General features: G+C 35.0%; 38 protein-coding genes. 5 read left to right on the plus strand and 33 right to left on the minus strand.

The window, feature by feature from the left end:
* Positions 1 to 9 precede the first annotated feature (9 nt).
* From IDG65_RS02255 to rpsJ, 28 genes are all read right to left on the minus strand, one after another.
* Positions 10 to 954, minus strand: a complete 945-nt coding sequence (locus IDG65_RS02255; protein ID WP_000569649.1) for a DNA-directed RNA polymerase subunit alpha — start codon at positions 952 to 954, stop codon at positions 10 to 12.
* Positions 955 to 1,028: 74 nt separating this feature from the next.
* Complete coding sequence (gene rpsK, locus IDG65_RS02260; protein WP_000101625.1) at positions 1,029 to 1,418, minus strand: 30S ribosomal protein S11; 390 nt, start codon at positions 1,416 to 1,418, stop codon at positions 1,029 to 1,031.
* Positions 1,419 to 1,441: 23 nt separating this feature from the next.
* Positions 1,442 to 1,807 (minus strand): 30S ribosomal protein S13, encoded by a 366-nt coding sequence (rpsM, locus tag IDG65_RS02265; protein WP_000090796.1) that lies wholly within the window; start codon positions 1,805 to 1,807, stop codon positions 1,442 to 1,444.
* Positions 1,808 to 1,829: 22 nt separating this feature from the next.
* Positions 1,830 to 1,943 carry a 50S ribosomal protein L36 gene (rpmJ, locus tag IDG65_RS02270; protein WP_000868342.1) on the minus strand — a complete coding sequence of 38 codons (114 nt, stop codon included), beginning with the start codon at positions 1,941 to 1,943 and terminating at the stop codon, positions 1,830 to 1,832.
* Positions 1,944 to 1,974: 31 nt separating this feature from the next.
* Entirely contained in the window at positions 1,975 to 2,193 is a 219-nt protein-coding gene (gene infA, locus IDG65_RS02275; RefSeq protein ID WP_001118443.1) for a translation initiation factor IF-1, read from the minus strand.
* Between the two features lie 192 nt (positions 2,194 to 2,385).
* A complete protein-coding gene (locus tag IDG65_RS02280; RefSeq protein ID WP_001021468.1) occupies positions 2,386 to 3,033 on the minus strand; it encodes an adenylate kinase in 648 nt (215 codons plus the stop codon).
* A 16-nt stretch (positions 3,034 to 3,049) separates the two neighbouring features.
* Complete coding sequence (gene secY, locus IDG65_RS02285) at positions 3,050 to 4,342, minus strand: preprotein translocase subunit SecY (protein WP_000616784.1); 1,293 nt, start codon at positions 4,340 to 4,342, stop codon at positions 3,050 to 3,052.
* Positions 4,342 to 4,782, minus strand: a complete 441-nt coding sequence (gene rplO, locus IDG65_RS02290; protein WP_000766074.1) for a 50S ribosomal protein L15 — start codon at positions 4,780 to 4,782, stop codon at positions 4,342 to 4,344. The genes secY and rplO overlap by 1 nt, the downstream gene beginning before the upstream one ends.
* A gap of 16 nt (positions 4,783 to 4,798) precedes the next feature.
* The gene (gene rpmD / locus IDG65_RS02295) at positions 4,799 to 4,978 is read right to left on the minus strand and encodes a 50S ribosomal protein L30 (protein ID WP_001096577.1); all 180 of its coding nucleotides are present in this window, start codon (positions 4,976 to 4,978) and stop codon (positions 4,799 to 4,801) included.
* Between the two features lie 16 nt (positions 4,979 to 4,994).
* Complete coding sequence (gene rpsE, locus IDG65_RS02300) at positions 4,995 to 5,495, minus strand: 30S ribosomal protein S5 (RefSeq protein ID WP_000113851.1); 501 nt, start codon at positions 5,493 to 5,495, stop codon at positions 4,995 to 4,997.
* A 20-nt stretch (positions 5,496 to 5,515) separates the two neighbouring features.
* Positions 5,516 to 5,875, minus strand: coding sequence for a 50S ribosomal protein L18 (gene rplR / locus IDG65_RS02305; protein WP_000623881.1), 360 nt, complete (start codon positions 5,873 to 5,875; stop codon positions 5,516 to 5,518).
* A 30-nt stretch (positions 5,876 to 5,905) separates the two neighbouring features.
* Positions 5,906 to 6,442, minus strand: coding sequence for a 50S ribosomal protein L6 (gene rplF / locus IDG65_RS02310; protein ID WP_000091975.1), 537 nt, complete (start codon positions 6,440 to 6,442; stop codon positions 5,906 to 5,908).
* A 24-nt stretch (positions 6,443 to 6,466) separates the two neighbouring features.
* Positions 6,467 to 6,865, minus strand: coding sequence for a 30S ribosomal protein S8 (gene rpsH / locus IDG65_RS02315; RefSeq protein ID WP_000178881.1), 399 nt, complete (start codon positions 6,863 to 6,865; stop codon positions 6,467 to 6,469).
* A gap of 31 nt (positions 6,866 to 6,896) precedes the next feature.
* Complete coding sequence (locus tag IDG65_RS02320; protein WP_001140799.1) at positions 6,897 to 7,082, minus strand: type Z 30S ribosomal protein S14; 186 nt, start codon at positions 7,080 to 7,082, stop codon at positions 6,897 to 6,899.
* A gap of 22 nt (positions 7,083 to 7,104) precedes the next feature.
* Complete coding sequence (gene rplE, locus IDG65_RS02325; protein ID WP_001080824.1) at positions 7,105 to 7,644, minus strand: 50S ribosomal protein L5; 540 nt, start codon at positions 7,642 to 7,644, stop codon at positions 7,105 to 7,107.
* A gap of 26 nt (positions 7,645 to 7,670) precedes the next feature.
* Complete coding sequence (gene rplX / locus IDG65_RS02330) at positions 7,671 to 7,988, minus strand: 50S ribosomal protein L24 (protein WP_000547687.1); 318 nt, start codon at positions 7,986 to 7,988, stop codon at positions 7,671 to 7,673.
* 35 nt (positions 7,989 to 8,023) lie between these two features.
* Positions 8,024 to 8,392: a 50S ribosomal protein L14 gene (rplN, locus tag IDG65_RS02335; RefSeq protein WP_000615921.1), complete on the minus strand. Its 369-nt coding sequence runs from the start codon at positions 8,390 to 8,392 to the stop codon at positions 8,024 to 8,026.
* Between the two features lie 31 nt (positions 8,393 to 8,423).
* Positions 8,424 to 8,687, minus strand: a complete 264-nt coding sequence (gene rpsQ, locus IDG65_RS02340) for a 30S ribosomal protein S17 (RefSeq protein WP_000004086.1) — start codon at positions 8,685 to 8,687, stop codon at positions 8,424 to 8,426.
* Positions 8,688 to 8,710: 23 nt separating this feature from the next.
* A complete protein-coding gene (gene rpmC / locus IDG65_RS02345; RefSeq protein WP_000644737.1) occupies positions 8,711 to 8,920 on the minus strand; it encodes a 50S ribosomal protein L29 in 210 nt (69 codons plus the stop codon).
* Positions 8,910 to 9,344, minus strand: a complete 435-nt coding sequence (rplP, locus tag IDG65_RS02350) for a 50S ribosomal protein L16 (protein ID WP_000926310.1) — start codon at positions 9,342 to 9,344, stop codon at positions 8,910 to 8,912. The genes rpmC and rplP overlap by 11 nt, the downstream gene beginning before the upstream one ends.
* A 2-nt stretch (positions 9,345 to 9,346) precedes the next feature.
* On the minus strand, positions 9,347 to 10,000 hold the full coding sequence (rpsC, locus tag IDG65_RS02355; protein ID WP_000529877.1) for a 30S ribosomal protein S3: 654 nt from the start codon (positions 9,998 to 10,000) through the stop codon (positions 9,347 to 9,349).
* A 23-nt stretch (positions 10,001 to 10,023) separates the two neighbouring features.
* Positions 10,024 to 10,377: a 50S ribosomal protein L22 gene (gene rplV, locus IDG65_RS02360; protein WP_000387528.1), complete on the minus strand. Its 354-nt coding sequence runs from the start codon at positions 10,375 to 10,377 to the stop codon at positions 10,024 to 10,026.
* Between the two features lie 28 nt (positions 10,378 to 10,405).
* Complete coding sequence (rpsS, locus tag IDG65_RS02365; protein ID WP_000124353.1) at positions 10,406 to 10,684, minus strand: 30S ribosomal protein S19; 279 nt, start codon at positions 10,682 to 10,684, stop codon at positions 10,406 to 10,408.
* Between the two features lie 66 nt (positions 10,685 to 10,750).
* Positions 10,751 to 11,584 (minus strand): 50S ribosomal protein L2, encoded by an 834-nt coding sequence (rplB, locus tag IDG65_RS02370; RefSeq protein ID WP_000985472.1) that lies wholly within the window; start codon positions 11,582 to 11,584, stop codon positions 10,751 to 10,753.
* A 32-nt stretch (positions 11,585 to 11,616) separates the two neighbouring features.
* Positions 11,617 to 11,892 (minus strand): 50S ribosomal protein L23, encoded by a 276-nt coding sequence (rplW, locus tag IDG65_RS02375; protein WP_000388082.1) that lies wholly within the window; start codon positions 11,890 to 11,892, stop codon positions 11,617 to 11,619.
* The gene (rplD, locus tag IDG65_RS02380; RefSeq protein WP_000024827.1) at positions 11,892 to 12,515 is read right to left on the minus strand and encodes a 50S ribosomal protein L4; all 624 of its coding nucleotides are present in this window, start codon (positions 12,513 to 12,515) and stop codon (positions 11,892 to 11,894) included. Before rplD ends, rplW begins: the two co-directional genes overlap by 1 nt.
* Positions 12,516 to 12,541: 26 nt before the next feature.
* On the minus strand, positions 12,542 to 13,204 hold the full coding sequence (gene rplC, locus IDG65_RS02385) for a 50S ribosomal protein L3 (protein WP_000160212.1): 663 nt from the start codon (positions 13,202 to 13,204) through the stop codon (positions 12,542 to 12,544).
* A 27-nt stretch (positions 13,205 to 13,231) separates the two neighbouring features.
* The gene (gene rpsJ, locus IDG65_RS02390) at positions 13,232 to 13,540 is read right to left on the minus strand and encodes a 30S ribosomal protein S10 (RefSeq protein WP_001118667.1); all 309 of its coding nucleotides are present in this window, start codon (positions 13,538 to 13,540) and stop codon (positions 13,232 to 13,234) included.
* A gap of 356 nt (positions 13,541 to 13,896) precedes the next feature.
* On the opposite strand from rpsJ, the gene IDG65_RS02395 reads away from it, so the two are divergent.
* On the plus strand, positions 13,897 to 14,286 hold the full coding sequence (locus IDG65_RS02395) for a hypothetical protein (RefSeq protein ID WP_000788443.1): 390 nt from the start codon (positions 13,897 to 13,899) through the stop codon (positions 14,284 to 14,286).
* A gap of 190 nt (positions 14,287 to 14,476) precedes the next feature.
* Here IDG65_RS02395 and stgP read toward each other — a convergent pair whose 3' ends face one another.
* The 3 genes from stgP to IDG65_RS02410 all read right to left on the minus strand — a co-directional run bounded on the left by stgP (position 14,477) and on the right by IDG65_RS02410 (position 18,180).
* Positions 14,477 to 15,811 (minus strand): 6-thioguanine permease StgP, encoded by a 1,335-nt coding sequence (gene stgP, locus IDG65_RS02400; protein ID WP_000800700.1) that lies wholly within the window; start codon positions 15,809 to 15,811, stop codon positions 14,477 to 14,479.
* Positions 15,812 to 15,923: 112 nt separating this feature from the next.
* Positions 15,924 to 18,059 carry a DNA topoisomerase III gene (locus IDG65_RS02405; RefSeq protein WP_000838489.1) on the minus strand — a complete coding sequence of 712 codons (2,136 nt, stop codon included), beginning with the start codon at positions 18,057 to 18,059 and terminating at the stop codon, positions 15,924 to 15,926.
* Between the two features lie 25 nt (positions 18,060 to 18,084).
* A complete protein-coding gene (locus tag IDG65_RS02410) occupies positions 18,085 to 18,180 on the minus strand; it encodes a hypothetical protein (RefSeq protein WP_001790553.1) in 96 nt (31 codons plus the stop codon).
* 65 nt (positions 18,181 to 18,245) lie between these two features.
* On the opposite strand from IDG65_RS02410, the gene IDG65_RS02415 reads away from it, so the two are divergent.
* Together IDG65_RS02415 and IDG65_RS02420 are read left to right on the plus strand one after the other, a co-directional pair.
* Positions 18,246 to 19,133, plus strand: a complete 888-nt coding sequence (locus IDG65_RS02415; protein WP_000029532.1) for a GNAT family N-acetyltransferase — start codon at positions 18,246 to 18,248, stop codon at positions 19,131 to 19,133.
* A gap of 180 nt (positions 19,134 to 19,313) precedes the next feature.
* Positions 19,314 to 20,177, plus strand: a complete 864-nt coding sequence (locus tag IDG65_RS02420; protein WP_001159898.1) for a GRP family sugar transporter — start codon at positions 19,314 to 19,316, stop codon at positions 20,175 to 20,177.
* A 116-nt stretch (positions 20,178 to 20,293) separates the two neighbouring features.
* Here the strand turns inward: IDG65_RS02420 and IDG65_RS02425 are convergent, their stop codons facing one another.
* Positions 20,294 to 20,425 (minus strand): hypothetical protein, encoded by a 132-nt coding sequence (locus tag IDG65_RS02425; protein WP_001792137.1) that lies wholly within the window; start codon positions 20,423 to 20,425, stop codon positions 20,294 to 20,296.
* 406 nt (positions 20,426 to 20,831) lie between these two features.
* Positions 20,832 to 21,740: an AEC family transporter gene (locus IDG65_RS02430; RefSeq protein WP_000139185.1), complete on the minus strand. Its 909-nt coding sequence runs from the start codon at positions 21,738 to 21,740 to the stop codon at positions 20,832 to 20,834.
* A gap of 132 nt (positions 21,741 to 21,872) precedes the next feature.
* Between IDG65_RS02430 and IDG65_RS02435 the strand changes: the two genes are divergently transcribed.
* Together IDG65_RS02435 and mspA are read left to right on the plus strand one after the other, a co-directional pair.
* Positions 21,873 to 22,037 carry an SE1832 family protein gene (locus IDG65_RS02435; RefSeq protein WP_000051207.1) on the plus strand — a complete coding sequence of 55 codons (165 nt, stop codon included), beginning with the start codon at positions 21,873 to 21,875 and terminating at the stop codon, positions 22,035 to 22,037.
* A 244-nt stretch (positions 22,038 to 22,281) separates the two neighbouring features.
* Entirely contained in the window at positions 22,282 to 22,599 is a 318-nt protein-coding gene (gene mspA, locus IDG65_RS02440; RefSeq protein WP_001161085.1) for a membrane stabilizing protein MspA, read from the plus strand.
* Positions 22,600 to 22,690: the final 91 nt, after the last annotated feature.

Raw genomic sequence — 22,690 nt, forward strand, 5'->3', positions numbered from 1 at the left:
CCTCCTTTATCAATCTTCTTTTCTTAATCCTAATCCTAAATCTTCTAATTTGTATTTAACTTCTTCTAAAGATTTACGACCTAAATTACGCACTTTCATCATGTCAGCTTCAGATTTGTCAGCTAACTCTTGAACAGAATTGATTCCTGCGCGTTTTAAGCAGTTATATGAACGTACAGATAAGTCTAATTCTTCAATAGACATTTCTAATACTTTTTCTTTTTGATCTTCTTCTTTTTCAATCATGATTTCAGCGTTTTGCGCTTCATCAGTAAGACCAACGAAGATATTCAAGTGTTCAGTCATTATTTTTGCTGCTAATGAAACTGATTCTTGTGGTGTGATTGAACCATTAGTCCAAACATCCAATGTTAATTTATCAAAATCACTGCTTTGACCTACACGTGTATTTTCAACAGTATAGTTCACACGTTCAACAGGTGAATACAATGAATCAACAGGGATTACACCAATTGGTAAATCACTAGTATTATTTTGTTCTGCTAATGCGTAACCTCTACCCTTGTTAGCAACTAGACGAATTTTTAAGTGACCACCTTTAGATACTGTTGCAATTTTAAGCTCTGGGTTTAAAATTTCAACATCACTGTCATGTGTAATGTCGCTTGCTGTTACTTCGCCTTCATCACGTACATCAATTTCTAAAGTTTTATCTTCTTCAGAGTAAATTTTCAATGCTAATTGTTTAATGTTCATAATAATTGTAGAAACATCTTCAACTACATTGTCTACTGCTGAGAATTCATGTAAAACTCCCTCAATTTCAATATACTTAACGGCTGCACCTGGTAATGAAGATAGTAGGATACGACGTAAGGAGTTTCCTAGTGTAGTACCGTAGCCACGTTCTAGTGGTTCAACAACGAACTTACCGAATTTAGCATCTTCACTAATTTCAATTGTCTCAATTCTAGGTTTTTCGATTTCTATCATTTAAATATCCTCCTTATATACGTCGACTTAATTTAAAATGTTTGCTCAGTGACCTGTAACAATACCATCATAAATTATACACGACGACGTTTTGGTGGACGACAACCGTTATGAGGTACTGGAGTAACGTCTCTGATCGCAGTTACTTCTAAACCTGCAGATTGTAATGCACGAATAGCTGATTCGCGACCTGGACCAGGTCCTTTAACTGTTACTTCAACTGTTTTTAAACCATGCTCCATAGCTGATTTAGATGCAGTTTCAGAAGCCATTTGTGCTGCAAATGGTGTTGATTTTTTAGATCCTTTGAATCCTAATGCACCAGCTGATGACCATGATAAAGCATTACCGAACTCATCAGTGATAGTTACAATAGTGTTGTTGAATGTTGAACGGATGTGTGCTACACCATTTTCAATATTCTTTTTCACTCTACGTTTACGAGATACTTGTTTACGTGCCATTTAAAATTTGCCTCCTTTACCTATTATTTTTTCTTGTTAGCTACCGTTTTAACTGGTCCTTTACGAGTACGCGCGTTGTTTTTCGTTTTTTGACCACGAACTGGTAAACCACGACGGTGACGGATACCACGGTATGATGAAATTTCCATTAAACGTTTGATATTTAAGTTAGTTTCACGACGTAAGTCACCTTCGACTTTATAACCGTCTACAACTTCACGGATGCGACCTAATTCGTCATCAGTTAAATCTTTCACACGAGTATCAGCTGATACGTTAGCTTCTTCAAGAATTTTTTGAGCAGTTGACGTACCGATACCGTATATATAAGTTAATGAGATAACTACGCGTTTTTCACGTGGAATATCTACTCCTGCAATACGTGCCATATTAATTTACACCTCTCTTTTATTAACCTTGTCTTTGTTTGTGTTTTGGATTTTCACAAATTACCATTACTTTACCTTTACGTTTAATGACTTTACATTTTTCGCAAATAGGTTTTACTGATGGTCTTACTTTCATTTTTATACCTCCCTATATTATGGAGTGACGATTATTTATAACGATAAGTAATTCTTCCGCGTGTTAAATCGTACGGAGACATCTCAACAGTTACTTTGTCGCCAGGTAGAATACGAATGTAATTCATTCTGATTTTACCACTTACGTGAGCTAAAATCTCATGACCATTTTCTAATTCTACTTTAAACATTGCGTTCGGTAAAGTATCTAATACAGTACCTTCTAATTCAATTACATCTTGTTTAGCCATTGATTAACTTCCCCCTTTTTGCAATAGTAAGGTAATCGTCAATAGACAACTTTATTGTTACGAATCTATCAGTGATTAATTTTATAAGTTAAACAAAAATTACGGGAATTAATTATCGTTAATTGCCACTCTCATCTATCTAATATGATTAAATCATGCCTCACTTAAAATAGACCGCTAAAAGTTGATCTATTACAAATGATCTAAAATATCAATGACATCTTTGGTAACGTCGCTAATATCTTTTGAACCATCAATATTTTTCAATACACCTTTTTGATCATAGAAATCTAAAATAGGCTTAGATTGTTTAATATTAACACTCAAACGATTAGCTACCGTTTCAGGATTATCATCTTCTCGTTGATACAATTTACCACCATCGATATCACAAATACCTTCGACCTTCGGAGGATTAAATACAAGATGATACGTTGTACCACATGACTCACAGATTCGACGACCTGTAAGACGGTTCATTAATTCTTCTTCCGGAACTTCGATATTGATGACAGCATCAATGTTTCTGTCAAGCTCAGACATAATATTATTTAATGCCTCAGCTTGCTCGATTGTTCTTGGGAAGCCATCTAATAAAAAGCCTTTTTTTGCATCGTCTTCAGAAATTCTTTCCTTAACGATACCTACAGTCACTTCATCAGGAACTAATTCGCCACGGTCCATATAAGACTTAGCTTCTTTACCTAATTCAGTTTCTTCTTTTATAGCTTTTCTGAACATGTCACCAGTTGAAATGTGGGGTATTGGGAATTTCTTGACAATTTCACTTGCTTGAGTTCCTTTACCTGCGCCAGGTAAACCCATCAAAATGATATTCATAAGTGCCCTCCTAAAATTATCTACCACCAAAGCCTTTATATTCTTTTTGAGATACTTGAGCTTCTAAAGATTTCATTGTTTCAATCGCTACACCAATAACGATAAGTAAACTTGTACCACCAATCTGAATTGATTGTGGTAATCCCATAAACTTAGTTGCTAATATCGGTAGAATTGAAATAACGGCTAAGAAGATAGAACCTACAAAAGTTAAACGATATAAAACTTTAGTAATATATTTTTTGGTTTGTTCACCAGGTCTAATGCCTGGAACATAGCTACCTTGTTTCTTAAGGTTATCAGCCATTTTTTCCGGATTAACTTGTACAAATGCATAGAAGTATGTGAATAGTATAATTAGTACAATATATACAACCATACCAACATTACTTGAAGGATTTGCAGCATTCGCAATGTTTTGTGCCCATTCTTTATCTGGATAGAACAACGTTAATGTTCTAGGCAGTAAGAAGAACGCCATTGCAAAGATTACAGGAATAACACCGGCTGAGTTCACTTTTAAAGGTAGATAAGTTGCCTGTGAACCTAATCTTTGAGCAGTTTGTTTCTTAGCATATTGAATCGGAATTTTACGAACGGCTTCAAGTACATAAATAGCACCTACAGTTAATAGTATCAGTGACACTAAAAGTCCTAATACTTTCAACCATGCTAATGATGTATCTTCTTGCCCAACGAACGCAGTTTGTCCAAATTGAATTAGACTGGCTGGCAACGTTGATAAAATACCCGCAAATATGATAATAGAAATACCATTACCAACACCGAACTGAGTGATTTGATCACCAAGCCATATTAAGAAAGCAGTTCCTGCTGTCAAAACTAGTGCTATTAATAAATAACTCATAATTGACTGATTGATAATCAGCGCACCTTTGAGATAATTATTAAATTGGAATGCCATACCTATAGATTGGATAAATGCTAAAGAAATTGCTAAATAACGAGTAACGTTATTTAACTTTCTTCTACCTACTTCACCTTGTTTTGCCCATTCTGAGAATTTAGGGACAATATCCATTTGTAATAATTGCATTACGATTGATGCAGTGATGTAGGGTACAATACCCATTGCAAAAATAGAAAATCGTTTCAAGGCTCCGCCACCAAAAGTATTTAATAACTCAGTGGCACCTTGAGAACCTTGGGGATTATCAAAAGCTGCAGGATTTACTCCTGGAGCTGGTATATAAGTCCCTATTTTAAAAATTACTAACATTGCTAGTGTGAAGAAAATCTTGTTACGAACCTCTTTTGTTCTAAAGAAGTTCACAAGGGTTTGAATCATTAGATCACCTCGTGTGCTCCACCTTTAGCATCAATAGCTTCTGCTGCTGAAGCTGAGAATTTATGAGCTTTCACTGTCAATTTCTTATCAAGTGAACCATTACCTAGTATTTTGATACCAGATTTTTCATTCTTAACAACACCAGATTCTACTAATAAAGCTGGAGTTACTTCAGTACCATCTTCAAATTTATTAAGTTGGTCTAAGTTAACAATAGCATATTCTTTACGATTTATGTTAGTAAAACCACGTTTTGGTAAACGACGGAATAATGGTAATTGACCACCTTCAAATCCTGGTCTTACACCACCGCCTGAACGAGCTTTTTGACCTTTGTGTCCGCGACCACTTGTTTTACCGTTACCTGTCGCAACACCACGTCCAACACGATTGCGTTCTTTACGTGAACCTTCTGCCGGTTTTAACTCATGTAATTTCATTTCGGCACCTCCTTGATTATTTTTCTTCTACTGTTACTAAGTGCTTAACTTTGTTGATTTGCCCACGAATAGCAGGGTTATCTTCAACAACTACTGAACTGTTAGTCTTTTTAAGACCTAAAGCTTCAACAGTTTTACGTTGTGTTTCAGGACGACCAATAACACTACGAGTGAGGGTAATTTGTAATTTAGCCATAACTAGTTTTCCCTCCTTAATTGTATAATTCTTCTACTGTTTTGCCACGTAATTTCGCAACATCTTCAGCATTTTTAAGGTTTTGTAAACCATCGATTGTAGCACGAACCATGTTGATTGGTGTGTTTGATCCTAATGATTTACTTAAGATATCAGTGATACCTGCTAATTCAAGTACGGCACGAACAGGACCACCAGCGATAACTCCTGTACCAGGTGCAGCCGGTTTCATAAATACGCTTCCTGAACCGTAACGGCCAGTAATTGTGTGTGGAGTTGTACCTTCAACACGTGGAACAACTACTAAATCTTTTTTAGCTGCTTCAACAGCTTTTTTGATTGCTTCTGGTACCTCTTGAGCTTTACCAGTACCGAAACCTACACGACCATTTTTGTCTCCAACTACAACTAATGCAGTGAAACGGAAACGACGACCACCTTTTACAACTTTTGCTACACGGTTGATTGTAACAACGCGTTCTTCAAATTCTTTCGTCTCTTCTTCTCTACGAGCCATGTATTTGTCCCTCCTTTAAATTAAAATTCTAATCCGCTTTCTCTTGCTGCTTCAGCTAATGCTTTAACACGTCCGTGATATAAATATCCTCCACGGTCAAATACGATTTCTTTAATGCCTTTGTCAGCAGCTTTTTTAGCAATTGCTTCACCGACTTTAGTTGCTAATTCAACTTTAGTTGCTGTAGTAGCAATGTCGCTGTCTTTTGAAGAAGCTTGAGCTAATGTTACGCCTTTATTATCATCAATAATTTGAGCGTAGATATGCTTGTTTGAACGATATACGTTTAAACGTGGCTTTTCAGCTGTACCTGATAAGTTAGTACGAACACGAGCATGTCTTTTTAAACGCACTTTATTTTTATCAATTTTACTGATCATTTCAATACTCCTTTCTTTAGAGTTTATCTATTATTTACCAGTTTTACCTTCTTTACGGCGAACGTATTCACCTTGGTAACGAATACCTTTACCTTTGTAAGGTTCTGGAGGTCTTACTGAACGGATGTTAGATGCTAATGCTCCAACTTGTTCTTTTGAAATACCTTCAACTTTAACGACTGTGTTTTTCTCAACTGAGAAAGTAATGTTTTCTTCAGCTTTAATTTCTACTGGGTGAGAATAACCAACGTTAAGGATTAAGTCTTTACCTTGCATTTGAGCACGGTAACCTACACCAACAAGTTCAAGTACTTTTACGTATCCTTGAGAAACACCTTGTACCATATTGTTTAATAAAGCACGAGTTGTACCATGGTTTGTTCTATCTTCTTTAGAATCAGATGGTCTTACAACTTCAATTGTGTTTTCTTCTTGTTTGAATGTCATTCTTTCATTTAAAGTTCTTGATAATTCACCTTTAGGACCTTTAACAGTTACATGATTTCCATCAAAAGTTACTGTTACGTCACTAGGGATGTCAATAATTTTCTTACCAACACGACTCATGTTATGGCACCTCCTTATTTTTTATTACCAAACGTATGCGATAATTTCTCCACCAACATTACGTTTTCTTGCTTCTTTGTCAGTGATTACACCTTCAGAAGTTGATACTAATGCAATACCTAAACCATTTAATACTTTAGGCATTTCGCTAGCTTTTGCATAAACACGTAAACCTGGTTTTGAAATACGTTTTAATCCTGTGATAACACGCTCATCGTTTTGACCATATTTTAAGAATAAACGAAGTACACCTTGTTTATCATCTTCTACGTATTCAACATTTTTAATGAAACCTTCACTCTTTAAGATTTCAGCAATTTCTTTTTTAATATTTGATGCAGGTAATTCTAACTTCTCGTGACGCACCATGTTTGCGTTTCTTACACGAGTAAGCATATCTGCGATTGGATCTGTCATTGTCATTGATTGTTGCCTCCTTTCAGACTCTTTTTTATTACCAGCTAGCTTTACGAACGCCAGGGATTTGGCCTTTGTAAGCTAATTCACGGAAACAAATACGGCATAATTTAAATTTACGATATACAGAATGTGGACGGCCACAACGTTCACAACGAGTGTATTCACGAACTGCATATTTTTGTTTTTTTTGTTGCTTAGCAACCATTGAAGTTTTAGCCACTTAATTAGCCTCCTTTAAATAATTATTTACGGAATGGCATACCGAAGTTAGCTAACAATTCACGAGCTTCTTCATCAGTGTTAGCAGTCGTTACGATAACAATATCCATTCCTCTAACTTTACTTACTTTATCATAGTCGATTTCTGGGAAAATTAATTGTTCTTTAACACCTAAAGTGTAGTTACCGCGTCCGTCAAATGCTTTTTTAGAAACACCTTGGAAGTCACGTACACGTGGTAATGATACTGAAATTAATTTGTCTAAGAATTCATACATTCTTTCACCGCGAAGTGTTACTTTCGCACCGATTGGCATACCTTCACGTAAACGGAAAGTCGCGATTGATTTTTTAGCTTTAGTTACTAATGGTTTTTGACCAGTGATCAATTCTAATTCTTCAACAGCATTGTCTAATACTTTAGAATTTTGTACTGCGTCACCTACACCCATGTTCACAACGATTTTATCTATTTTTGGTACTTCCATTACTGAACTATAATTGAATTTTTTCATTAAGTTTTCAGTAACTTCAGTGTTAAACTTTTCTTTTAAACGGTTCAAAGTGGGATCCTCCTTTCAACTTGTTATTAATTATTAGATTTAATTTCTTCGCCAGATTTTTTAGCGATACGAACTTTTTTACCATCAACAAATTTGTAACCTACACGAGTTGGTTCGTTTGTTTTAGGGTCCAATAATTGTACATTAGAAACATGGATTGCTGCCTCTGTTTCTAAGATTCCACCTTCAGGATTTAATTGAGTTGGTTTTTGGTGTTTTTTCATAATGTTAACACCTTCCACAACGACACGGTCTTTTTTAGGTAGAGTAGCAATTACTTTACCTTCTTTACCTTTGTCTTTACCTGCGATAACTTTAACGTTGTCACCTTTTTTGATATGCATGTGGGCACCTCCTTATTTGTATTGGTTGTTATTAATTAAAGTACTTCTGGTGCTAATGATACGATTTTCATGAAGTTACCTTCACGTAATTCACGAGCAACAGGTCCGAAGATACGAGTACCACGTGGGCCTTTGTCATCACGGATGATAACACATGCATTTTCATCAAATTTGATGTATGAACCGTCATTACGACGAACACCTGACTTAGTACGTACGATTACAGCTTTGACAACGTCACCTTTTTTAACAACGCCACCTGGTGTTGCATTTTTAACAGTACATACGATAACATCGCCGATGTTTGCTGTTTTACGACCAGATCCACCTAATACTTTGATTGTAAGAACTTCACGAGCACCAGAGTTGTCTGCTACTTTCAAGCGTGTTTCTTGTTGGATCATTAGTTAAACCTCCCTTATCTCTAAACTTGTATTAAATAATTACTGACTCTTCAACAATCTCTACTAAACGAAAACGTTTTGTTGCTGATAAAGGACGAGTTTCTTGAATTTTAACAATGTCTCCTAATTTAGCTGAATTGTTTTCATCATGAGTTTTGTATTTTTTAGAGTATTTTACTCGTTTACCGTATAATTTGTGTGTTTTGTAAGTTTCAACAAGTACTGTAATAGTCTTGTCCATTTTGTCTGAAACAACTTTACCTACATAAACTTTACGATCGTTTCTTTCGCTCACTTTTGTAACCTCCTCTTACTTAATTATTGATTAGCCTTACTTTGTTCAATTTCTCTTTCACGAGCAACAGTTTTTAGACGTGCAATCGTTTTTCTTACTGTACGAATACGTGCAGTTTCTTCTAATTGACCTGTAGCTAACTGAAAGCGTAGGTTAAAAAGCTCTTCTTTTGAAGATTTGATTTGTTCTTCGATTTCTGAAGTGGTTAAGTCTCTAATTTCCTTAGCTTTCATTTGTTTCACCACCCAATTCCTCACGTTTTACAAACTTAGTTTTTACTGGAAGTTTGTGACTTGCTAAACGTAGTGCTTCACGCGCAACTTCTTCAGAAACGCCAGCAACTTCGAATAAAATTCTACCTGGTTTAACAACTGCGATCCAGCCTTCAACCGCACCTTTACCAGCACCCATACGTACTTCTAAAGGTTTTTTAGTATATGGTGTATGTGGGAAGATTTTAATCCAAACTTTCCCGCCACGTTTCATGTAACGTGTCATTGCTATACGAGCAGATTCGATTTGACGAGATGTGATCCAAGACGTTGTTGTAGCTTGTAAACCAAACTCACCAAATGTTACGTAGTTACCGCCTTTAGAACGACCAGTTGTTTTAGGACGATGTTGACGACGATATTTTACACGTTTTGGTAGTAACATTATTATTTTCCTCCTCCACTAGTGTTCTTAGTAGGAAGAACTTCTCCACGATAGATCCATACTTTAACGCCTAATTTACCGTAAGTAGTGTCAGCTTCAGCGTGTGCATAATCGATGTCAGCACGTAACGTATGAAGTGGAACAGTTCCTTCTGAATATTGTTCAGCACGAGCGATGTCAGCTCCGCCTAAACGACCAGATACTTGAGTTTTGATACCTTTAGCACCAAGTTTCATAGCTCTAGTGATTGCTTGTTTTTGTACACGACGGAATGAAGCACGGTTTTCTAATTGACGTGCGATGTTTTCAGCTACTAAACGAGCGTCAAGATCAACTTTTTTGATTTCAATTACGTTGATGTGTACTTTTTTATCAGTTAACGCATTTAATTTGTTGCGTAATTTTTCGATTTCTGAACCGCCTTTACCAATTACCATACCAGGTTTACCAGTATGAATTGCAATGTTGATACGGTTTGCAGCACGTTCAATCTCTACGTGAGAAACTGATGCTTCTTTTAATTCATTATCAATAAATTTACGGATTTTTAAATCTTCGTGTAAAAGTGAAGCGAAGTCTTTTTCAGCATACCATTTAGCTTCCCAATCACGGATAATACCAACACGAAGTCCGATTGGATTAATTTTTTGACCCACAGTATTCCCTCCTTAAAAGTTAATTAAGCTTCTTTAGCTTCTTCTTTACCGTCACTTACGACGATTGTAATGTGGCTTGTACGTTTGTTAATCGCACTTGCACGACCTTGCGCACGTGGACGGAAACGTTTTAATGTTGGTCCTTCGTTAGCATATGCTTCTTTAACTACTAATTCATCTGTGTTCATGTCATAGTTATGTTCAGCATTAGCTAAAGCGGACATTAATACTTTTTCAATTACTGGTGATGAAGCTTTGTTTGTTAATTTTAAAATTGCAATAGCTTCAGCAACATTTTTACCTCTGATTAAGTCAAGAACTAGTCTTACTTTACGAGGTGCGATTCTTATTGTTCTAGCAACCGCTTTTGCTTCCATTAGGATGTCCTCCTCTACTTAATAGATATTATCTTCTTGTTTTCTTGTCGTCTGCAACGTGTCCTTTGAATGTACGAGTAGGAGCAAACTCACCTAATTTATGACCTACCATATCTTCAGTTACATATACAGGTACGTGTTTACGTCCGTCGTATACTGCAAATGTATGTCCGATGAAATTAGGGAAAATTGTAGAACGACGTGACCATGTTTTGATTACTTGTTTCTTTTCGCTTCCTTCTTGAGCTTCAACTTTTTTCATTAAATGCTCATCGACGAAAGGTCCTTTTTTAATACTACGAGCCATTTGGGCGCCTCCCTTCTTATTATGTGCGTGCAGCTTTAAGCCGCACACCCAAATAAGTTGATTATATTATTTTTTCTTACGTCCACGAACGATAAGTTTGTCTGATGATTTTTTACCACGACGAGTTTTCTTACCAAGCGTAGGTTTACCCCATGGTGACATTGGAGATGGTCTACCGATAGGAGCACGACCTTCACCACCACCGTGTGGGTGATCGTTAGGGTTCATTACAGAACCACGAACTGTTGGACGAATACCTTTCCATCTTGAACGTCCGGCTTTACCAACGTTAACTAATTCGTGTTGTAGGTTACCAACTTGACCGATTGTAGCACGGCAAGTAGATAAGATCATACGAACTTCACCAGATCTTAATCTGATTAATACGTACTTACCTTCTTTACCAAGTACTTGAGCACTTGCACCAGCTGAACGAGCGATTTGTCCACCTTTACCAGGTTTAAGCTCGATGTTGTGTACTACTGTACCAACTGGAATGTTTTGTAATGGTAATGCGTTACCAACTTTGATGTCAGCTTCAGCACCACTTTCAACGATTTGACCTACTTCTAATCCTTTAGGAGCAATGATATATCGTTTTTCACCGTCTGCATATACAACTAAAGCGATGTTTGCTGAGCGGTTTGGATCATATTGAATAGAATCAACTTTTGCATTGATACCATCTTTGTTACGTTTGAAATCGATAACACGGTATTGACGTTTGTGTCCACCACCATGGTGTCTTACAGTCAATTTACCTTGGTTGTTACGTCCCGCTTTTTTCGGTAGCGGTTTTAATAATGACTTTTCAGGTGTAGTTTTCGTGATTTCTGCGAAATCTAACGAAGTCATATTACGACGACCATTTGTTATTGGCTTATACTTTTTAATAGCCATTGTCGCTTACCTCCTTAATGGTAATTGGTTTATTAGTTAAATAAGTCGATTGATCCTTCTTTAAGAGTTACAATCGCTTTTCTTCTTTTGTTTGTATAGCCTTGGTAACGGCCCATACGTTTTTTCTTAGGTTTGTAATTCATGATATTAACACTTGCAACTTTTACGTTGAAGATTTCTTCAACTGCCATTTTTACTTGTGTTTTGTTAACACGAGTATCAACGTCGAAAGTGTATTTGTCTTCAGCCATTGCTTCAGAAGATTTCTCAGTGATTACGGGGCGCTTAAGAATATCTCTTGCTTCCATTATCCGAGCACCTCCTCAACTTTTTTAGCAGCAGCTTCAGTAATTACTAAGCTGTCAGCATTAGTGATATCTAAAACATTTAAACCTTGAGCAGTTGTCACTTGAACGCCAGGGATGTTGCGTGCTGATAATTCAACATTTACATCTTCGTTTTCAGTAACTACTAATACTTTTTTAGGTTGTTCTAATGTAGATAATACATTTTTGAATTCTTTAGTTTTTGGAGCTTCGAAGTTAAATGCGTCAACTACAGTTAAGCCATTCTCTTGAGCTTTGAAAGATAATGCTGAGCGTAAAGCTAAACGACGCATTTTCTTAGGCATTTTGTATGCATAACTTCTTGGAGTTGGTCCGAATACGATACCACCGCCACGCCATTGTGGAGCACGGATTGTACCTTGACGAGCACGACCTGTTCCTTTTTGCTTCCATGGTTTACGTCCGCCACCGCTTACTGCTGAACGATTCTTAACAGCATGCGTACCTTGACGTAATGAAGCACGTTGTAAATTAATAGCTTCGAATAAAACGCTATTATTTGGCTCAATACCGAATACTGCATCGCTTAATTCGATTGAACCTGATTTAGTTCCGTCTAATTTTAAAACATCATAATTAGCCATTATGCATTTCCTCCTTTCACTTCTTATTATTTATTACCTTTTTTAATTGAAGTTCTGATTTCTACTAAACCTTTTTTAGGTCCAGGTACGTTACCTTTTACTAAGATAACTTTGTTTTCTGTGTCAACTTGAACTACTTCTAAGTTTTGAACAGTTACTGTGTTTCCACCCATACGTCCTGGCATTTTTTGGCCTTTAAATACTCTAGAAGCATCCGAAGCCATACCTACAGAACCTGGTGCTCTGTGGAAATGAGAACCATGTGACATAGGTCCACGAGATTGTCCGTGGCGTTTAATTGCACCTTGGAAACCTTTACCTTTTGATACGCCTGTTACGTCAATAACGTCGCCAGCTACAAAAGTATCTACTGAGACTTCTTGACCTACTTCGTAAGCATCCACGTCTACATTGCGGAATTCACGAATGAAGCGCTTAGGTGCTGCGTCAGCTTTTTTAGCGTGACCTTCAGCTGGTTTATTAGCATATTTATTAGATTTTGCATCTTTTTTGTATGCTTTTTTGTCTTCAAATCCAACTTGGATTGCGTTGTATCCATCAACTTCTACAGTTTTCTTTTGTAATACAACATTTTCTTTAGCTTCTACTACTGTTACAGGGATTAATTCACCGTTTTCTCCGAATACTTGTGTCATCCCAATTTTTCTTCCTAAGATTCCTTTGGTCATCGAAAGTCCACCTCCTAAAATTGTCTATTATAATTTGATTTCGATGTCTACACCAGATGGTAAGTTTAAGCCCATTAAAGCGTCAACTGTTTTTGGTGTTGGGTTTACAATATCGATTAAACGTTTGTGTGTACGTTGTTCGAATTGTTCACGTGAATCTTTATACTTATGCACGGCACGGATGATTGTGTAAACTGATTTCTCAGTTGGTAACGGAATTGGTCCAGAAACATCTGCACCAGAACGTTTCGCTGTTTCTACAATCTTCTCTGCTGATTGATCAATCACGCGGTGATCATAAGCTTTTAATCTGATTCTGATTTTTTGTTTTGCCATAATTTTCCCTCCTTATTCGTCTACATTTAGTGATAGACTTCTCCACGAAAACTATCTTACACAGCGCCATGGCAAAGCGGCCGGGTGTGTCAGTAACCTTTCGCTTCATCGCTTTTCTTAAAGTCCAACGTTAGTTATATTACACGAAAAACATCGATAAATCAAGGCTTTTCACATAATTTTTCTATCTGTCTAACACATACTTTTATATTTTACTTTATATACTTAGTCAGTTCAACTATTTTCGAGATATTTTTTATTTCCTTCTTTATTGTAAATTCGTACCTTGAATCATTTTATTATTATCATTGAAAATTATTCTATATAATTAGTCATAAGAACGGTGGTGAATGAATATGAAAAATGGACCAAAATTATCTTTAGCACTTATAGGTATCTTTTTAATACTTTGTGAGTTTTTCTATGGCATTCCTTTTTTAGGTGCAACGTTTATTTTAAGTTTTGGATGGCAGCCTTTACTCTTTAATGCATTACTTTATCTAATTCTTACTATTATATTATTAGTGAATAGACAAAATGCGATTAGACCTATAGCGATTATTCCAATATTTGGTATAGTAGGTAGTTTTTTAGCTATTATCCCCTTCTTAGGAATTTTGATTCATTGGATTTTATTTTTCCTAATGATTCTATTTGTCCTAGTTGTATTATCAGCGCCAACCTATATACCTAATAAAAATGCTCGTGTCATTTACACACAATACAAAGATGGACATAGAGAATAATTCTTAAAACCTTTTTAATTAGGTATATAATATAGAAGAAACACGTCCAACAATTTTAAAAGAAGTATATTTATATCGGATATTTAAAGACATTCATAATATTGCTTTATGTTATTTCGCTTCTTATTTTATCCTTACTTCAAAGAAAAAACGACTACCAATCATTGGCAGTCGTTTTTTGTGTATGGATTTAACCATGAACAAATATGAAGTACAGAATGAATAGTACCATTAATACATACATTATCGGATGTACTTCTTTATGTTTTTTAGAGATAAGCATTGTAATTGGATAGAAAATAAATCCACACGCAATACCAGTTGCAATTGAGTATGATAAAGGCATCATAATGATTGTAATGAATGCTGGCACTGCAACTTCAAAACTTTTCCAGTTTATCTCAGCAAAGTTTGCAGCCATTAATACACCTACCACCACTAAAGCTGGTGTCGTAACTGCACTTGTTACAACAGCGATTAACGGACTAAAGAACAGCGCTAATAGGAAACAACAACCTGTTACGATACTAGCAAATCCTGTTCTAGCACCTACAGCAACACCTGAAGTTGATTCGATATAAGAAGTTGTTGTAGTTGTTCCAAAAACTGATCCTACAATCGTAGCTAAAGAATCTGAGAACAATGCTCTACCAGCTCTTGGTAATTTATTATCTTTCATAATACCTGCTTGAGTAGCAACGGCTACTAATGTACCAGCTGTATCAAAGAAATCAATAAATAAGAACGTTAAAATAACAATTAAGAACTGTATCGTTAATAATTGACTTGGGTCTTTAAACGCTTCAAATGCAGCACCGAACGTTGGTTCAATACTTGGAATCTTACCTACAATACCAGATGGCATTTGAATCAATCCAGTGAACATACCAACGATTGCTGTGATGATCATACCGATAAAGATAGAACCCGGCAATTTAATTGCATATAAAATAACTGTAATAACGATACCGAATATCGCTAAAAGTACTGGTGGATCAGTTAAATGTCCCAATGTTACTAATGTAGATTCATTTTTAACTATAATACCCGAACTTTGTAAACCTACAAATGTAATGAATAATCCTATACCTGCTGAAACAGCCATCTTCATTTGATAAGGAATTGCATTAATAATAACTTCCCTAAACCCTGTGACGGTTAATATCGCAAAGAATATACCTGAGAATAAAACGCCTGTTAAACCAACTTGCCAAGGAATACCCATGGTTAACACAACAGTAAATGCAAAGAATGCATTTAATCCCATACCTGGTGCTAACGCAATTGGATATTTAGCTATTAGTCCCATGAATAGCGAGCCTACAAATGCTGCTAATGCAGTCGCTACAAAAATGGCACCTTGGTCCATTTTCATATCTTCTGATACGCCTTTAACACCTGCTAAACTTAAAACTTGCGGGTTAACTGCTAAAATATAGGCCATAGATAAGAAAGTTGTGATACCGCCTAAGATTTCTCTTTTAAAGTTTGTTCCATATTTATCGAACTGGAAATAGTTTTTCACGAATGGATGCTCCTTTTTTTAAAATACCTTAATAGTTTAATATCATTCTTAATAAAAAACAATACCAAAAGCGAACTTTTCGTTTTTCTGATTCAACTTTGTTCGATTTTATCTATAAATTCAAGTTCTTTAATGCATCTTTAAACGGATTATTGTCTAAACCTTCATTTTTATTCATATACTTTTTCATTTCTTTACGAGATACTTTACCAGAGGATTTAGACTTCATACGCTGATCCATATGTGCTTGCGTTTCAGAATGTCCACAAACACAACGATATACCGCTTCTTTCCCTTTACCAAACAACGTTAATTTCTTTTTACAGTTTGGACATCTTGCATTTGTTTTGCGCTGTACATTCTTTTTCGTCTTACAAGATGGATCTTGGCACACAAGCATCTGACCATTTTTAGTTTTAACTTTAATCATGAATTTACCACACGTTGGGCATTCAGTGGTTGTTAAATTATCGTGTTTATATTTACGATCACTATTTTTAATCCCATTTACAACATCTTTCGTAAAATCTTTCATTTCATTAATGAATGTTTTCGCCTGATATTTACCACGTTCAATTAAAAGTAGTTTTTCTTCCCATTGTGCAGTTAAAAGTGGCGACGTTAATTCTTCTGGTGCTAATTCTAATATTTGTTTACCTTTTGACGTTACTTTAATTTTACCGTCTCTTGATTCAATAGCATTCATATTAAATAATTTATCGATAATGTCGGCCCTTGTTGCAACTGTGCCGATACCACCTGTTTGCTTTAAAGTTTGCGCATATTTTTTATCCTTCAATTGAATAAAGTTCTGAGGGTTCTCCATCGCTTTTAATAACGAACCTTCATTAAAATATTCTGGAGGTGTTGTTTCATGTTCTCTAATGTTTGTTTTTGAAATCTTCACTTCATCGCCTTCTGAAAAAGGCTGTTGCATCTCTGTAATAGATTCACCTTGTCTAATAGATTTAAAACCTAAAACAGTTGTTACATTCTCTTTCAAAACAAATGTGTGCCCTGCAACCTCTAAAGTTACAGTTATCGCGTCATACTCGTGCGGAGGCATTAAAGCTTCTAAAAAACGCTCGACAATCATATCGTATAACTTTAGTTCTCTATTACTTAAGTCTGACATGACAGGTCTCACTTCTGTAGGAATAATTGCATGGTGATCAGATACTTTTTGATTATTAAATATCGACATTTTTGATGAAAATGTTTTAGACATTAATGGGCGTGCTTGGTCTTTATATGTTGTTGCCATCGTCGCCTGAATACGTTCTTTCATAGTATCTACCATATCAGTTGTTAAATAGTTTGAATCTGTTCTTGGATAGGTTACGACTTTATGTCTCTCATATAAACTTTGAAGTGTATTCAATGTTTCTTTAGGTCCAATTTTATAACGTCTATACATATCTTGTTGTAAATCTGTTAAATTGTACAGTGATTGCGGATACGACTTCTTATGTTTAGTAGCAACAGATTTAATCTTACCATCGACATTTTTCAAATTATTAACCATCTGTTCTAAAGTTTCTTTATTGGTATATCGCTGATTTGATTCTAGCTGAAAATCAAACCCTTTTACCGTTAATGATAATGTATAGTATTGTTGTGGTTTGAACTGATTAATCTCTTGTTGTCGTGTATTTACTAATTGAATCGTTGGTGTCTGAACACGTCCCAGGGATAGCTGTGCATCATACTTTGTTGTTAGTGCACGCGTTGCATTAATCCCAACAATCCAATCCGCCTCACTTCTCGCTAACGCTGCATAATACAAATCGTTATATTGACGACCGTCTTTTAAATTTTTAAAACCTTGTTGAATAGCTTTTTTAGTAACTGAGCTAATCCATAATCGACGGATTGGCTTTTTGTTACCAACTTTATCCAAAATCAATCTTGCAACTAGTTCACCTTCTCGTCCAGCATCTGTTGCAATAATAATATCTTTCACTTTATTATCTAAAATTAACGCTTTTACTGTTTTAAATTGTTTGCTTGTTTTACCAATAACAACAGTTTTCATATATTTAGGTATAATTGGAAGGTCTTCTAATCGCCATTCCTTTAAATTTTTATCGTATTGTTCAGGTGTCGCATTTGTCACTAGATGACCTAACGCCCACGTGACAATATATTGGTTATTTTCAAAGTAACCATTACGCTTCTGATTTATTTGTAAAGCATCAGCAATATCTCTTGCGACTGATGGTTTTTCAGCTAATATTAAAGATTTCATAAATTATCCTTTCTCATACGTTCTTTTATTTCGAACGTGCTTCATCTATTCCACTAATCTTTGATTTAAATTCAATGATTGCAAATGATGTGTTAAATGTATTGTAACATGTTAATATCACTATTAACTTTCATTTCAGTTGAAATACTATATAATAAAAGTAACAAAAAGTACGGAGGTAATGACATGAGCATAGTTCAGTTATATGATATTACACAAATAAAATCGTTCATTGAACATTCGAATTATGAATCAGCATCATACTTATATAAACTTCCTCAACAGTACAATGAAATAGATGTATTAATAACCGATGCGATTGAATCACCTGGTGTATTTTCGATTAAAGAAAACGATTCAATCAAAGCAATCATATTGTCTTTTGCATACGATAAAAATAAATTCAAAGTCATAGGCCCTTTCGTAGCTGACAATTATGTATTATCTGTCGATACGTTTGAAAAGCTGTTTAAAGCAATGACTTCGAACCAACCTGACGATGCCGTCTTTAACTTTTCTTTTGAAGAAGGCATTCAACAATACAAACCATTAATGAAAGTTATTCAAGCAAGTTATAACTTCACTGACTATTACATAGAAGCCCGTACAAGATTAGAAGAAGATATGCACCAACCAAATATCATTCCTTATCACAAAGGGTTTTATCGTGCTTTCAGCAAATTACACACAACTACATTTAAATATCAGGCACAGTCACCACAAGATATCATTGATAGTTTAGACGACCATCATCATTTGTTTTTATTTGTTAGCGAAGGTTTACTTAAAGGTTATTTATACCTTGAAATTGATTCACAACAATCAATCGCCGAGATTAAATACTTCAGTTCACATGTAGATTACCGTTTGAAAGGTATCGCTTTCGAGTTGCTTGCGTATGCATTGCAATATGCTTTTGATAACTTTGATATTAGAAAAGTTTATTTTAAAATTCGTAATAAAAATAATAAACTCATCGAACGATTTAATGGTCTAGGCTTCCATATCAACTATGAGTACATTAAATTCAAATTCGAATCACGTAACGTAAAAGATCAAACAATCCCTGAATAAAATACCAAGCAAATACCCAACAGTACATCATTAGCATGTATTGTGGGTTTTTCTACTTTTTGTAAATATTGAAAATTATAAGTAGTTGTTTTTTACTATTAGGGCAGAATGCTTTACAATAACATGCAAGTGTCAATTAAGGGGAGCACTTGCATAAATAGTATAGGAGAGTGAGTAGTCTTGCAATTTCTTGATTTCTTAATCGCACTTTTACCTGCTTTATTCTGGGGAAGTGTCGTTCTTATTAATGTGTTCGTCGGCGGTGGACCTTACAACCAAATTCGTGGTACGACGCTAGGCGCACTCATTGTTGGATTAGGTTTACTTATTACTGGTTTCGCAAAATTCAATAATCCTACTGTAATTATTGTCGGTCTTATTTCTGGTGCATTATGGGCGTTTGGACAAGCGAATCAGCTTAAATCTATTAGTTTAATCGGTGTATCAAATACTATGCCAGTTTCTACAGGTATGCAATTAGTTGGTACAACATTATTCAGCGTTATCTTTTTAGGTGAATGGTCTTCAATGACTCAAATTATCTTTGGTTTAATCGCCATGATATTATTAGTTACTGGTGTAGCACTTACTTCACTTAAAGCTAAAAATGAACGTCAATCAGATAATCCTGAATTTAAAAAAGCAATGGGTATTTTAATTGTATCTACAGTTGGATATGTAGGTTTCGTTGTACTTGGTGACATCTTTGGTGTTGGTGGAACTGATGCATTGTTCTTCCAATCTGTCGGTATGGCAATTGGTGGCTTTATCCTATCCATGAATCATAAAACATCACTTAAATCAACAGCACTTAATCTATTGCCAGGTGTGATTTGGGGAATTGGTAACTTGTTCATGTTCTATTCTCAACCAAAAGTTGGTGTAGCTACAAGTTTCTCATTATCACAGTTACTTGTTATCGTTTCAACCTTAGGCGGTATTTTCATTTTAGGAGAAAGAAAAGATCGTCGTCAGATGACGGGTATTTGGGCAGGTATTATTATTATCGTGATAGCTGCTATAATTCTAGGTAATTTGAAATAGAAAGTTAAATACTCATGTAAAGTAAAAATGTTATCGCTTCTGAAAATAACCATTCACTTATAGAATGATTAAAATTAATTTTCGAGAATTTTACGTTGAATGTTCCTCTATATTTCCTAGGAAATACGTGGCTCTAAAAACAAAACACAATAACACATCATGACATTAATCATGCGTTTTAAGACTTTAAAATTAGCGATACTTTTAAAATCTTGATGATATTCATTTATCAAGTATGCGCCATACATATGAAGTGGATAGCTGCATAGGGAGTGGGACAGAAATGATATTTTCGCAAAATATATTTCGTCGTCCCACCCCAACTCGCATTGCCTGTAGAATTTCTTTTCGAAATTCTCTGTGTTGGGGCCCACACCCCAACTTGCATTGTCTGTAGAAATTGGGAATCCAATTTCTCTTTGTTGGGGCCCCTGACTAGAATTGAAAAAAGCTTGTTACAAGCGCATTTTCATTCAGTCAACTACTGCCAATATAACTTCGTAGAGCATAGAATATTGATTTATGTCCCAGCCTGTTGAACAACTATGTCATAAATAAAAGCCCCCTTTTCACAATATACATTTACATGTTGTGGTAAAGGGGGCTCTCATTTTCTTCGACTATTAAAATGGATTTTATTTTCAAATGTGTAAACTAGACAAACACTGCCTGATACACGTACAAAATAATGATACTAATAATGATTGTCAAATTGGTCGTCATACCTATAAATGACAGTGTTCGATATTTAAACTGAATACCATAAGAAATAATTGCGACACCAACTGGGAACATCCAAGTGACCAACAACGTCGTCTTAATCATATCATCTGATACCGGTAACAACACATGTACTAACAATCCCCCAACTAATGCTAATCCATAATGCAAACATAAATATTTAATAGTAGCAGGTATATACTTTCTTTCCAGAGTAAAATTCAACATGACACCTAGCAAAATCATTGATAACGGCATATTTGCATGGGAAAGTATGCTAAAGAAATCGATTGCCACATGTGGTAAATGGATGTGACTTATATTCAATATAAACATTACAATGTATGTAACGAGTGGCACTGATTGTAATAATTTCTTACCTAAATATTTAAAATCGAATTGATCACTACCTTCACTAAAATAGCTACCTACAAAGTAAGTAATTCCAAACATCACAAAGGCACCACCTATATCAGCCATACCAAAATAAATAAGCCCCGTTTTAGGCCATATCACTTCAATTAGTGGATATGCAAACAATCCAATATTCATAGCACCAGTCATCATACCTACTGATCCACGCATGTGATTATCATATTTTCTAAAAAACCAGACAGCAATCATTTTCGCCACAATACCATAGATAATCATTAAAATTGGTAAAATGGAGAATGACAATTTTAATTCTGCACTGTTTAAATTCACAATAACTAAAGATGGGAGTGTGACATTAAGAACTAATGTAGCAATGACTTGGCTATCAGTTGCCTTTATAAAATTAATGCGCTTCAAAAAGTAACCAAGCGCAATTAATAAAATAATCATAGTAAATTGTTCTGTCACTGTTATCCCTTCTTTCAATAATCTTCATAATTTATAACTTTAACATACTCCACAGATATTTTAGAAGTCTACTGTTTCATGCTATAATCTACATTAAATGCACTTAATTATATTTCAAAGGAGTGTTATAGTATGTCTTTAGAAAACCAACTAGCCGAACTTAAATATGATTACGTTCGTCTTCAAGGCGACTTAGAAAAACGGGAATCTTTGGATTTAGATACTTCCGCACTTGTTCGTCAACTTAAAGATATTGAAAATGAAATTAGAAATGTTCGTGCTCAAATGCAAGATTAATAATCTATCATTCAGGCAATAAATACTTTTAGTTACATAAATTTGACTAGCATTGCTCTGAATACGTTATATTGATGAATTGCTTTATTTTTCGCTCAATTACATCTAGAATCACAAGGTGTTGTCGTGTTATGATTTAGTGTCTCATTAATAACATACGCGCATATCTATCCCAACACTGCTATTTATGTTTTCTACGCTGCTGTACTACATGAACCCTTTGAAACGGAGAGGAAGTTATCATATGCAATTTTATCTGATTTTACTAGCAATACTTTATCTAATTGTTAGTTTTATTAGTATTTTTAAAATGGAAGTTGTATTTACTCGCATTTTGAGAATTATTATGGGTGTGTTGTTATTATTCGTCTTAGCATTAACGACGATGAGTTTTCCAAAAGAGAATTGGTGGGTATTTATCGTCTTATTACTCTTAGTCGGTAATGTCGAAGTGACAGGATTTAAAATGCTTAAAAAAGATCTAAAAGGCGTAAACATCTTGAATTTAATGTCATTATTTATCTTTGTCATATATTTCATCTTAACCATCGTATTATTCTAAGTAATAAACAAAACATGCAATAACATAATTGCAATCTTATTTTATTATCGGATTACATGTTGAATGCCAGTATTGTTTTATTAACACATCG

Source organism: Staphylococcus sp. EG-SA-17 (assembly GCF_017151845.1).
Classification (GTDB): Bacteria; Bacillota; Bacilli; order Staphylococcales; family Staphylococcaceae; genus Staphylococcus; species Staphylococcus aureus.

Bases quoted from the DNA above. Each gene is read 5' to 3' on its own strand.
- IDG65_RS02255 (WP_000569649.1), bottom strand. From the start codon at position 954: ATGATAGAAATCGAAAAACCTAGAATTGAGACAATTGAAATTAGTGAA.
- rpsK (WP_000101625.1), bottom strand. From the start codon at position 1,418: ATGGCACGTAAACAAGTATCTCGTAAACGTAGAGTGAAAAAGAATATT.
- rpsM (WP_000090796.1), bottom strand. From the start codon at position 1,807: ATGGCACGTATTGCAGGAGTAGATATTCCACGTGAAAAACGCGTAGTT.
- rpmJ (WP_000868342.1), bottom strand. From the start codon at position 1,943: ATGAAAGTAAGACCATCAGTAAAACCTATTTGCGAAAAATGTAAAGTC.
- infA (WP_001118443.1), bottom strand. From the start codon at position 2,193: ATGGCTAAACAAGATGTAATTGAATTAGAAGGTACTGTATTAGATACT.
- IDG65_RS02280 (WP_001021468.1), bottom strand. From the start codon at position 3,033: ATGAATATCATTTTGATGGGTTTACCTGGCGCAGGTAAAGGAACTCAA.
- secY (WP_000616784.1), bottom strand. From the start codon at position 4,342: ATGATTCAAACCCTTGTGAACTTCTTTAGAACAAAAGAGGTTCGTAAC.
- rplO (WP_000766074.1), bottom strand. From the start codon at position 4,782: ATGAAATTACATGAGTTAAAACCGGCAGAAGGTTCACGTAAAGAACGC.
- rpmD (WP_001096577.1), bottom strand. From the start codon at position 4,978: ATGGCTAAATTACAAATTACCCTCACTCGTAGTGTTATTGGTCGTCCT.
- rpsE (WP_000113851.1), bottom strand. From the start codon at position 5,495: ATGGCTCGTAGAGAAGAAGAGACGAAAGAATTTGAAGAACGCGTTGTT.
- rplR (WP_000623881.1), bottom strand. From the start codon at position 5,875: ATGATCAGTAAAATTGATAAAAATAAAGTGCGTTTAAAAAGACATGCT.
- rplF (WP_000091975.1), bottom strand. From the start codon at position 6,442: ATGAGTCGTGTTGGTAAGAAAATTATTGACATCCCTAGTGACGTAACA.
- rpsH (WP_000178881.1), bottom strand. From the start codon at position 6,865: ATGACAATGACAGATCCAATCGCAGATATGCTTACTCGTGTAAGAAAC.
- rplX (WP_000547687.1), bottom strand. From the start codon at position 7,988: ATGCATATCAAAAAAGGTGACAACGTTAAAGTTATCGCAGGTAAAGAC.
- rplN (WP_000615921.1), bottom strand. From the start codon at position 8,392: ATGATCCAACAAGAAACACGCTTGAAAGTAGCAGACAACTCTGGTGCT.
- rpmC (WP_000644737.1), bottom strand. From the start codon at position 8,920: ATGAAAGCTAAGGAAATTAGAGACTTAACCACTTCAGAAATCGAAGAA.
- rplP (WP_000926310.1), bottom strand. From the start codon at position 9,344: ATGTTACTACCAAAACGTGTAAAATATCGTCGTCAACATCGTCCTAAA.
- rplV (WP_000387528.1), bottom strand. From the start codon at position 10,377: ATGGAAGCAAAAGCGGTTGCTAGAACAATAAGAATCGCACCTCGTAAA.
- rpsS (WP_000124353.1), bottom strand. From the start codon at position 10,684: ATGGCTCGTAGTATTAAAAAAGGACCTTTCGTCGATGAGCATTTAATG.
- rplB (WP_000985472.1), bottom strand. From the start codon at position 11,584: ATGGCTATTAAAAAGTATAAGCCAATAACAAATGGTCGTCGTAATATG.
- rplW (WP_000388082.1), bottom strand. From the start codon at position 11,892: ATGGAAGCAAGAGATATTCTTAAGCGCCCCGTAATCACTGAGAAATCT.
- rplD (WP_000024827.1), bottom strand. From the start codon at position 12,515: ATGGCTAATTATGATGTTTTAAAATTAGACGGAACTAAATCAGGTTCA.
- rplC (WP_000160212.1), bottom strand. From the start codon at position 13,204: ATGACCAAAGGAATCTTAGGAAGAAAAATTGGGATGACACAAGTATTC.
- rpsJ (WP_001118667.1), bottom strand. From the start codon at position 13,540: ATGGCAAAACAAAAAATCAGAATCAGATTAAAAGCTTATGATCACCGC.
- IDG65_RS02395 (WP_000788443.1), top strand. From the start codon at position 13,897: ATGAAAAATGGACCAAAATTATCTTTAGCACTTATAGGTATCTTTTTA.
- IDG65_RS02405 (WP_000838489.1), bottom strand. From the start codon at position 18,059: ATGAAATCTTTAATATTAGCTGAAAAACCATCAGTCGCAAGAGATATT.
- IDG65_RS02415 (WP_000029532.1), top strand. From the start codon at position 18,246: ATGAGCATAGTTCAGTTATATGATATTACACAAATAAAATCGTTCATT.
- IDG65_RS02425 (WP_001792137.1), bottom strand. From the start codon at position 20,425: ATGTATGGCGCATACTTGATAAATGAATATCATCAAGATTTTAAAAGT.
- IDG65_RS02435 (WP_000051207.1), top strand. From the start codon at position 21,873: ATGTCTTTAGAAAACCAACTAGCCGAACTTAAATATGATTACGTTCGT.
- mspA (WP_001161085.1), top strand. From the start codon at position 22,282: ATGCAATTTTATCTGATTTTACTAGCAATACTTTATCTAATTGTTAGT.